The sequence below is a fragment of the Luteimonas salinisoli genome (genome assembly GCF_013425525.1).
GTDB lineage: Bacteria > Pseudomonadota > Gammaproteobacteria > Xanthomonadales > Xanthomonadaceae > Luteimonas > Luteimonas salinisoli.
Genome location: NZ_JACCKA010000042.1, coordinates 24,963 through 35,293, shown reverse-complemented (window position 1 = coordinate 35,293; position 10,331 = coordinate 24,963). Strand labels below are relative to the sequence as shown.

At 57.7% G+C, this 10,331-nt stretch carries 8 protein-coding genes; 3 read left to right on the top strand and 5 right to left on the bottom strand.

Annotated features, from left to right (window positions below; genetic code table 11):
* The first annotated feature begins 64 nt into the window (after positions 1–64).
* Positions 65–1,033 (top strand): IS5 family transposase, encoded by a 969-nt coding sequence (locus H0E84_RS05950; RefSeq protein WP_180677693.1) that lies wholly within the window; start codon positions 65–67, stop codon positions 1,031–1,033.
* A 135-nt stretch (positions 1,034–1,168) separates the two neighbouring features.
* Here H0E84_RS05950 and H0E84_RS05945 read toward each other — a convergent pair whose 3' ends face one another.
* The 5 genes from H0E84_RS05945 to H0E84_RS05925 all read right to left on the bottom strand — a co-directional run bounded on the left by H0E84_RS05945 (position 1,169) and on the right by H0E84_RS05925 (position 5,979).
* The gene (locus H0E84_RS05945) at positions 1,169–1,504 is read right to left on the bottom strand and encodes a hypothetical protein (protein WP_180677720.1); all 336 of its coding nucleotides are present in this window, start codon (positions 1,502–1,504) and stop codon (positions 1,169–1,171) included.
* A gap of 555 nt (positions 1,505–2,059) precedes the next feature.
* The gene (locus tag H0E84_RS05940) at positions 2,060–2,467 is read right to left on the bottom strand and encodes a hypothetical protein (RefSeq protein WP_180677719.1); all 408 of its coding nucleotides are present in this window, start codon (positions 2,465–2,467) and stop codon (positions 2,060–2,062) included.
* An 868-nt stretch (positions 2,468–3,335) separates the two neighbouring features.
* Entirely contained in the window at positions 3,336–3,791 is a 456-nt protein-coding gene (locus H0E84_RS05935) for a hypothetical protein (protein WP_180677718.1), read from the bottom strand.
* A 130-nt stretch (positions 3,792–3,921) separates the two neighbouring features.
* Positions 3,922–4,791 (bottom strand): RHS repeat-associated core domain-containing protein, encoded by an 870-nt coding sequence (locus H0E84_RS05930; RefSeq protein ID WP_180677717.1) that lies wholly within the window; start codon positions 4,789–4,791, stop codon positions 3,922–3,924.
* 360 nt (positions 4,792–5,151) lie between these two features.
* Complete coding sequence (locus H0E84_RS05925; RefSeq protein WP_180677716.1) at positions 5,152–5,979, bottom strand: XAC0095 family protein; 828 nt, start codon at positions 5,977–5,979, stop codon at positions 5,152–5,154.
* 447 nt (positions 5,980–6,426) lie between these two features.
* On the opposite strand from H0E84_RS05925, the gene drt3a reads away from it, so the two are divergent.
* Entirely contained in the window at positions 6,427–7,743 is a 1,317-nt protein-coding gene (drt3a, locus tag H0E84_RS05920) for an antiviral reverse transcriptase Drt3a (protein WP_307774137.1), read from the top strand.
* A 1-nt stretch (position 7,744) separates the two neighbouring features.
* Positions 7,745–9,673 carry an antiviral reverse transcriptase Drt3b gene (drt3b, locus tag H0E84_RS05915; protein ID WP_180677714.1) on the top strand — a complete coding sequence of 643 codons (1,929 nt, stop codon included), beginning with the start codon at positions 7,745–7,747 and terminating at the stop codon, positions 9,671–9,673.
* Positions 9,674–10,331 lie beyond the last annotated feature (658 nt).

The following is a 10,331-nucleotide window of genomic DNA, read 5'->3' as shown; positions in this document are numbered from 1 at the left end:
GGAAGGTCTGAACAACTCGTCCGTTCCGCGCGACAATAGCGCAACTTGATTGGGACAGCGATCGATGCAGCTGACGTTCGGTGACGCCGAGGGCTTGGGCAAGGGCAAGCGGACCCGCAAGGAGATCTTCCTGGCGGAGATGGACCAGGTGGTGCCGTGGAAGGCGCTGCTGGCGCTGATCGAGCCGCACTACCCGAAGACGGGCCGCCCCGGCCGCCAACCGTACCCACTTGCCACAATGCTGCGCGTCCACTTCCTGCAGCAGTGGTACGCGTTGAGCGACCCGGCGATGGAAGAGGCCTTGTACGACACTCCGGTGATGCGCCGGTTCGCCGGGCTCGGTGGGCTGGACGGCATCCCGGACGAGACGACAATCCTCAACTTCCGGCGATTGCTCGAGACGCACGACCTGGGCAGGCAGATCTTCGAGCAGGTCAATGCGCATCTGTCGCGTAAGGGCCAGAGCTTGCGCGCGGGCACGATCGTGGATGCGACGATCATCGCGGCCCCGAGCTCGACGAAGAACCAGGATGGCGAGCGGGATCCGGAAATGCACCAGACGAAGAAGGGCAACCAGTGGTACTTCGGGATGAAGGCGCACATCGGCGTGGACGAGGAGTCCGGGCTGGTGCACCACGTGGAATGCACGGCGGCGAACGCGGCCGACATCAGCCAGGTCCACAAGCTGCTGCACGGCAAGGAAGGCACGGTACGCGGCGACAGCGGCTACGCCGGCATGGACAAGCGCGAAGAACTGCAGGAGGTCCGGGCGGCTTTCGTGGTGGCGGAGAAGCCTTCGAAGATCCGCGCGATGAAGAACAAGCGCGACCGCCGGTACGCGGAGCGTTGGGAGCAGTACAAGGCGAGCCTGCGGGCGAAGGTCGAGCACCCGTTCCGGGTGGTGAAGCAGCAGTTCCGCCACATCAAGGTGCGCTACCGCGGATTGATGAAGAACACCGGCCAGATGCTGACGTTGTTCGCGTTGTCGAATCTGTGGATGGCGCGCCGGCACTTGCTGCCGGCGACGGGATAGGTGTGTCCCCCGGGCGGGGAACCCCGCCCAAATGCGCCGAAAACGGCGCAACGAGCGTCGCGATGAGAGCTTGTTGACCCCGAACACTGGAATCACTGCGTCAAGCCACGTTGTTCAGATGATCCCTAAAGCAGTTCATTCAATTGTTCCTTGCCCAAGACCTACCGGACTTTCCCGGATCAGATCCTTTCGACGGGTAGCGTCGAATTTAATCTGGTCAACTGCAATGTTACCGACACTGAGCGCCCGTGGACGGCTCGGCCAGTAGTCAAGGGTCAGGCTCTCTATGGAGGGATCGTGCCCCACAAAGAAGACTTCAAAGCTTGATGAGTACTCATCGACACTTTCATCAAACGCGCTGTCTAGAATCCAGAAGTTCGCGTTCTGATCGCAGGCAAGGATCAACCTCGGCACATCGTAAAAATCTCGATAGGCCACGATCGTGATAGGGGTGTCGAGCGGAATGTTCAACGGATTCGCTCCTCTTTCGGAACGGGGTTCGGCTGGGCTGGGCCAAAGGAACTGGGCGCAGCCCCCTCTTTAACGTTCACGTGCTGCGGATTGATGCTGCCAGAGCGAGTTGGTTCGGGAGCAACCTCAACACTGCCTCCGTTTGCCCTGATCTCACCAGCCGTTGTCGGCCTGATTGTTCCATGCGGAACCCCTTTTGCAGCCTCTTCGACCGTGCCACCCTGGGAACCAGAGCGAGCCGGGCGACCGTCGTGTGGTCACGTGTCCGCGCATGATGCCGTCGCCATCGACCTGGCGGCCGCAGGAAAATTGTCCCTGACACCTTTCCCGATAACCGTACCCGCGAGCCCGCCCCCGTACACCGCCCCTTCTCGGCCACGCGATTGCGTGCCCGCAGCCCGTCCCCGAGCCGCTGCGCCTCCACCTGGCCGAGGATGTCGCGCACCGTCGCGGCGCCGTCGAAGATCGCCTGCCCCAGCATGGGCAGGGCGTGGCCGGCCAGCTTGCTTGCGCGGCCGGCCGTTTTGACTTGGCAAGGGTGACGTCGTCGGACGATTACTTCCGCTCCAACGACTCTGCAACAAAATCGGAGATCACTACGCTCATCAAACCAGCCACAAGCAGCATCACTTCGAGCATCGAAAAGGCGTCAGCAAAGACTGCGGAAAAGAGGAGATATGCAGTGATGAAGCCAAGAATGTTCACCAAGAGCATCCGTCTTCGAGTCGTTTTCCGCGTGAAAGAAAAATAGGACAGCAAAAAGATAAACAAGTATCCAGACATGACCAAAAAATAGACCGCGGCCACGAAATCAGCCTGCAGCCTTGGAAGAATGGGCTCTCGACTGTCAGACAGCCCGTAGCCATCTAAGAAGCTATGCGCCTCTAGAGAAATGGCGAGAAGCACCGCAAGCGTAAAAATAAAAACGATCGGAAATCGTAGCAATGATCGGCGCCTTAACATGACCGTATCCTCGTTCCAGTTGAAGTGCAGGCCCCGGAATTTCGCAACTCTCTAATCAAACTATTACCGATCGCTTCGCGATCAGATTGCTTGCCAAAGTCGATTTGGCGACCCAAGCTGCTCTCGACTTTATCTATGACTCTGTTGTTCCTTGCCCCAGGCATTCCGGACTTTTCCAGATCAACTCCTTTCGCCGGGTAGCGTCGAATTTAACTTGGTCAACTGCAATGTTTCCGACACCGAGCGCCCGTGGACGGCTAGGCCAGGCGTCAAGGGTCAGGCTCTCTATGGAGGGATCGTGCCCCACAAAGAAGACTTCAAAGCTTGGGCCAAAAAAGCATGAAGGCTCTGCTCAGTCTCGACAGAAAAACGGCTGCACAGTGAACACCAGCCTGCGGTTGGCTTCCGTCGCAACATCGTCTGCGTCACTAAATGCTGCATAGGGGATAGCGCCGGTCAGTGTCTTCCCTGGCTCAACCCGGGCGTAGCCACAGCCCCCTGGGCAATAGGCGCTGCCCGTGGGCAGCAGCTCATGTGAGCCCGCAGCAGAAACTAGCACGGCGCCACCGAAGCCAAGTGGCAGCCCAGACTCAGCAGGCCAGCTTTCCCTAGATAAACATAATGGTGCATCGGCTCGCGACTCGAGTACCAGGTCGAATCGCTGCTGAGCCGGATTATCCACCATGATCAGTCCAAAAGCCGACTCTGGCGCCCAGCGGATTGAAGGCGCTGACGCGCACGCGCACGTAACCAAGGCTGCGGCCAGTGCGAGGAGCGGCCGGGATGGTCTCATCGAGCGATGTCCATCAAATGGAATTCCAATTCCGTCTTCGGCCGACGCTTTAAAATCGGATCCAGATAACTAGGCTCATTCCTTGATTGCGTCACGCAACTCCTCGACTCTTCGAGCCACTTCTGTTGCCAGCGCTTCATCGTCACAACCCAGCCTTTCGGCCTCGCCCGCATAGATGGCCTGCCGCGTGGTGCGCCCATCATGATGAATCGTCAGGTAATCGACAGAGGATCCGAAGATCGGCCTGCAAGGCATACCGACGATTCGATCCTGGTAGACGCGCTCAATCCACCTATCCAGCTCTGCCGCCCCTTCGACCTTGCGTTTCGCCTGCCCTTTCCCATTATCCAGCACGATCCATTCGTGCATAGGATTTTTGCAAATGAGCACAAGCTTCTCCTCGCCCTCATCGACATTGATGGAAACGTGGACAACCCATGAGTGACAATCACTTGATTGCTCCGCAAGCTTCCCGGCCGCCTCGCCAAACTCACGCTCTCCGAGCGCGGTGCCGAGGAATGCAGGAATCATCGAATAGTCGACCCCCAAGTTGCTCGTTCTGGCATCGTACCAATGCACATCTTCGTCTACCGACCATGAAGATGGCGAAGGCGGGCCTAGATCATGCGCCGACGGTGCTGCACATGCGACGAGCAGCGCACTAATCAAGAGGCCGTGTGTCTTTAGGATAATAACTCGCTCTTTCCGGCAAACCGTGCTCGCGACGTACCGCATTCTCCGCCTCCATTGACTGGACCTCTCCGGGCGGAGTGGTTCCCGCCTCCCTGGTGAAATCTTTGCTCTGCTCTCCCGCATCCATTGCCGTGGCGTGGCCCATTTCATGAGCCAACGAAACGAAGACCGGTTTGGTCGGATTTTCAGGGGCGGGATCGACCAAAATGGTGGAGCCGCTACCTTTTCCACGATTGCCATTTTCATCCAGATGCCCATTCATGGATGTCGCCTGCGTAGAGTTCCTTTCGCCCCTTGAAGAATCTGGAACCCGAATCGTGTGCGTATTCTTCGATTCGCTCAACTTGTCATAGAGCGCGCGCCCGGCAGGACGACTCGCGAGAGTCTTAATCTCGGTCTGAAGTGCTTTTTCTTGCTCTTTGGTTCCTGCGATAGCGACGACCCGACCATCAGGGTCAACAAATCGATACGGACTGCTGTTGGCGTATCTGTACCGATGAAATTGATTAATCGGGTTGTCGTAGGCGGTGACCGGATCGACGCTGAGGAACATGCCCAGCGTCGAATCGTAATAGCGCTGCTGCATGTACGTAAGCCCGGTCGCCGCATCCTGCACGTGCCCGGTGTACCCCGGCCCGTCAGCCACCGCCGGCGTGAGCTGCGCCCCGTACGGCTCGTACTCTCGTCGCTCGATCACCGCACCGCTGGCATCGGTCACCGCCACCACGCTGCCCAGCGCGTCGGTGTGGATGTAGCGCACCGTCTCCGCCGCCTGCGACGGCTGCGCCACAATCAGGACGAGAAGCGCCAGCGCCTGCAGCATCCTTTGCACGTTCATCGTCCTTCTCCCCCTCGCAGGTTTCCCCTACCTTTGGCCGCAAGCATACCTCCACGAATCGCGCTGAATGAAGATCGCGTGCTGCTGTTCTGTAGGAATTTTCCTACCCGATCCTGATCACTACCACCAAGCCCGTCCCCGGCTGGGCCGAACTGCTGGCTGGCGACGAGGCGCCGGCGGCCGCCATCCTCGACCGCCAGCTGCACAGGGCCCCGTCCTCAACATCAAGGACTGCACCGCCTCAGAGACCTGGAGCCCCCTGGGTGCCACCACCAACTGACCGTCAACCCGGCCCGGAGTGCGTAAGACTGGATGTCGCGCTAATGCGTGAAACTGGGGGTCGCTTGACACCCTGCTCGATCAGTGGCGGGTGGCTGCCTGGGGGCGCCAGCCCGCATCCGCGGGCGGCGGCAGCATCGGCATAGCCGCATCGAACGCCAGACTCCGCCCCGCTGGCGAGCCGTAGACGGCCCGCTCCTCGCGTACGCGGTTTCGCCGCCTGGACGCATCGGGAAGCGTCTGACCGGCCACCTTGTCCATGAGCTCACTTGCGGCACCGGCCTCTTCGAAGATCGCGTCGCCCAGCATCGTCAACGTGCCGTCGGCCAGGTCGATCCGCTCGACGCCGAAGACCAGATCGCCGTAGGCATGCAGCCGGTCGTGCAGGCGGTTGAGCGTGTCCAACTGGTCCATGGTCATGCCGAAGACGAAGGGGGCTTCGGCCTCCTCCGCCGTCGCGGCGGCGCCCGCCTGGCTAGCCTCGTCGTCCTGCACCTTGGCGCCCGGTGCTTCGCCCACCTCGTCGTCCTGCGTGCCTGCGGCCGACGCCGCTTCAGCCTCGCCATCCTGTGCGCCGGCGGCCAACGCCTCGCCGGCCCGTTCCGGTTCCTCCAGCACGTCGTCCTCATCGCGTGCCTGCGACCGATCGGCGCCCACCACCCGCTCGGCCGGCCATGTCACCGCGCCCAGCACGCGCTCGGCCTGGGCGGCCAGCACCTCCAGGCAGACGGCCAGCTCGTCCCCGCTGATCTGGGGTCCCCAGCCCGTCTCATCCTCGTCGTGCGTGCGCGGCTGCGCCAGGTGCGACAGGAACACCATGTGGTCATGCAGCTTCTTCAGCCGGAACTGGCTCTCTTCCGGCAGGAAATAGCCCCGTACCTGCAGATCGTTCGATTCACGGTTCGACATCGTTGCCTCCTCCTTCCATGAAGTGCCCGCCCACCGCGGCACGGCGGACGGGAAGTCGGGAGGTTCGAAACCGCACAGAGCCGGCGGGCGTATTTCCCCGAAGGGTGTTGTATTAGCCGCCCTCCCGACGCAGGCATCGCGTCGGTCGTGCCCGCAGCAGTACGGGCACAAAAAACCCACCGGATTATCGGAGGTGGGCACCGCTCTGTGTGGAGTTTCGACGCTCCTTGCTGCGAGCTTGCTACTGCTAAACCGCCCTGTCAAGTACCGTAGCCGAGAGCACATTGGCGTCGCCGCCCGGTACTAACGAGCACGCACCAGGCCGAGGCCCGAGCGGCCGATGATCAATAATCCCGAATTCGCGCCGCGCACCGCTGGCCTCATCAACGAACGTTCGGACAGCTCAGTTGCAGCTCGGTAGAATCAGTTGCCAACACTGGGGGAACCATGACAGCGCCTACGCAAGCTTTTAGCCATCGCCAGCTTGGATGGATGCGACGGTGGCACAGTCAAGCACATCTGCAAACCAAGCTGAGCACTAGACCAACCGGCCCTGCGGAGTGGAACCAGTTCCTCGATGAAATAGAAGCGGCAATCGCCACCGACTCCTTCAAATTTTCAGGATTACGTTGGCATACGATCCGGGGACGGCAAACGCTATCAACAGATCTGCTCGAAGACACGCTGGTCATAAGGAAGATCAACGACAACATCAGGCGAAGCTACGGCATCACGCAGCCCAATCGCGCCTCCCTTATCCGAACCGCCAAACAAGCGATCCGCGAAAACACACCGAAAACGATAGTGCGCCTCGACTTAAAAAGCTGTTTTGAGAGCATCAACAGAAACCTACTCATCAAGCAGCTTCGGGCGGAAGCTAAAGTATCTAGCCAAACAATGGCACTTCTCGAAGGCGTTTTCCGAGGTGCCGCAATAAAGTTTCCGGGTCGAATGCCTGAAGGTATTCCACGCGGGCTAACCATAAGCACATCTCTAGCAGAACTAAAGCTTCGCGAGCTGGACTCGTGCCTTCGCATGCTGCCGGGAACCTACCTAGTCCTTAGATATGTGGACGACATTCTGGTTTTCACCACGGAAACAAAGAAATCAGCATGGGCCGGCGTCAACGATGCGCTCCGCAACTTCGCATTCAAGCGGAATCTAAGAAAGTCATACCCGATCAGGGTCTCATGTAGTTGCGATGATCACTGCCCCCATGGCAGTGATTGCCCATGCAACAAAAAGTGCACTTGTCTCGCGAGAGTTACCGAGAGGCACGAAATGGAGTACCTCGGGTACAAGATCATTTTTGATAAACACAACGCATCGGCGAAGAAGGATCCAAACGCGGTTTTCAGCATATTATCCGAAGCAAAATCTTCGAAGATTAAGACTAGAATCGCACTTGCTGCGCAGGAATGTCAGAGGACTCATGACTGGATCCAGTTCGAGAAGCGAATCGCTTACCTCACCTCGAACCAAAGGGTCGCAGTTACCCCAGGAAAACGTGGGCTTTTCAACGGCCTTTCGTACACGCATTCCGAGTATGAGGCGCCGCCACAGTACGCAGGGAAAGGAACAATAGAGGATCTCGATAAATTCTATCGCACAACACTTCGGAGATTGCTCACACGTATTGCCGTAAAACCACACAATCAAGCCAAACTGGAATCTCTCTCCTTTGACTCGGGGTTCAGACATCACCGCCGAGTGAAGTTCACACCTCTCGATGTTCTGAACATCAAGAAATGCTGGGAGAAGTGATGTGCGGAAGATCAAAATCGACAAGTCAAATCATCTCCGAGCAATCCTTACAGACACCCTGCCCTATGAGATCCCCTTCTTCTTCACGAACGAACCACTATTTAGCGCCGCATCAAATCATCAACTAAGTCAAGGCCTACCGACTTTCGTGAAGGCTATGCTTTGGCAGAGCAAGCCCACCAAGCCGTTCGAATACAAAATACAAAAAGGCGGGGGCAATCATAGGCGCATTTCCCTTCCCCATCCGGCGGCCCAACTGAAGTTTTCTGAATTGTATAGGGATTTCGACTCCTTCATTGAGAACGTATGCGCTCGCAGCAACTACTCGCTGCGCTGCCCAACGCGAGTTGGTAGCCATTTCTTCCAGAAGCAATATGCTGCCGATCAACCCAATGGTGACAACGTCGATCAGGATCCGGCGTCATTCTCCAGCCAACGGCAATGGGCGTCCAGCTACTTCTACTACAAACGCTACTCTCACATCTACAAGTTTTTCTCGTCCGATGAATTCATCCGTCTTGAGCAGAAGTACTCGCTGATGCTTAAGCTCGACATCGCTCGCTGCTTTGAGTCCATCTATACACATTCAATCACTTGGGCAATCCGAGGAAAGGATTTTGGAAAAGATCACAAGGAGGCGTTCTTCTTTGAGTCGGAATTCGACTCGATGATGCAAAGCTCGAACTGGGGGGAGACGAATGGGATCCTGATCGGCCCAGAGGTGTCTCGAATATTTGCTGAAGCCATTATGCAGTCGATTGATGTTCGTGTTCAGCGGCAACTGGATCCAATCTCGGATCGAGTAGCAGTTCGTAGGTACGTAGACGATTTTTTTGTGTTTGGGACTAGTCGAGATGATCTAGCCTTCGTCAAATCAGTTATTGAGGACGTAGCATCCCAGTACAACTTGCACCTCAACGAAAAAAAGACAGACACCGTTACTCGACCCTTCACCTCGAACCTTGCCGTAGCGCGCCAACGTGTTGCGCGAACACTGCGGAATGCGCTTCGCACCGCGAGAGAGGGTCTCTTAAGTGAAGTGCATAGCGCTGGATTCAGCAGAGGCGTCGCCGACCACACAATCGCGGAGATTCGAATGATTGCTCGAGAGGGCAATGTTGATTACGCAGTGCTCGCGTCCCCGGCACTTGCGATAATCGCTCGGGGGCTACTGCAAATACGGCGACGAGTTGGAGATCAAGTTTCAGCCGGGACATCAGTAACCCTGGAACGGGTCTACCTCGCAAGTCTCCGAATATCGACGTTCTTGTTTCTAATGGATATACGCTCTGCAACAACCCACAAGCTCGCAAAAATCTTTCTAGAGTGCTCGCTGCTAAACGAAATGCTTGGTAAAGAACGGGTGGCTTTTGAGGGCGCGGTTCTTGATACGGTTCGGCTTGCACTTGACCAGGCACGCCTACAAGGCATCAAGGGCCCTGAAATAATTAACATCTTGGTCGCGGCGGATGCAGTTTGCGAGGTCAGCAAGGGCGTTACTGATGATTTCCTGCGATCTGCTTTTGGCGTCGAAGGCAGGTGGCGGCAGCAAACCCCTAGGATGAACTACTTTGAGTTGATCTCGACGTTATACTTCGCTCGAAAGAAGCAGACATTTCGCGAAGCCCGCGAGGCTGTATGCGCTACCATTGAGGAACGCGTCCTTCTGAGGGGTTCGAAGTTGAAATTTTATACTGAAGAGACGCTGTTGTTCTTTGATTTTATTAGCTGCCCCTATATCAAAGAATCAAAGAGGGCGATCTTCTTCGAGAAAGTCGCAAAATTGCATGGGAGCTCCGCAACAACAGCGACGCATTTGCAGCAATTTTTGCGCGTTTCTAGCAGCGTGTTTTTCGTTGCATGGAGCGGACATGGCCATTTTCAGGCAATGCTGGAACGTCGGGAGTTGCAACCTGCATACGACACGTGACAGTCTAGGGCGGCGAGGCGGAAGAGCGTCGCTTGAGTGGGAACACTGAGGCGTACGATCCCGAGTGACACTCCTTGACTTGGGTGGAAGTATAGGGCTGCCGGGCGATAGAGTGGCGCCAGAGGTAGCCCCCTGCAGTTCATCGCAGGCATCACACACAAGCTCTTCCCCTCGCCTTTTTGCTCCCGAGAAGACTTCGCTCTAAGCGGGGCGCTGGACCGCCTTTGTCATCGAGGTTTACGCGGCTGATCTGTCGCAGGCTCCGCACCTTCGTCGATCGGTCAGCACGTCGAACGCGTTTGACGGTTCCCGCGCACTGTGTGGGAAGGTTTGCTAGACCGAGCGTCGTGCGGCTCGGTGGCGGTGGCAGCGGCCGCGTCGCCTCCACCGCCTAGGCGTGGTTGGTTTCGCCTTCGGGCGACCGTGATGCTGCTGGCCTGCCAGCCCTGCACGTTGTCGATCTGATGTCCTCTCATCGTCGGTGGAGCGGATGTCTGCTTCGTTTCGGTGACCACCTCGCCGGCATGCTCATTGAATAGGAAGGTGTTGACCCGCCAGCTGCAGGCTGCCGCCGGCATGGGTTGGTAGGGCGCTGGGATGGTCGCGACGCGTTACAAACGGCAGTCCCGCAACAGGCGGGGCCGCCGCTCTGGCCAGC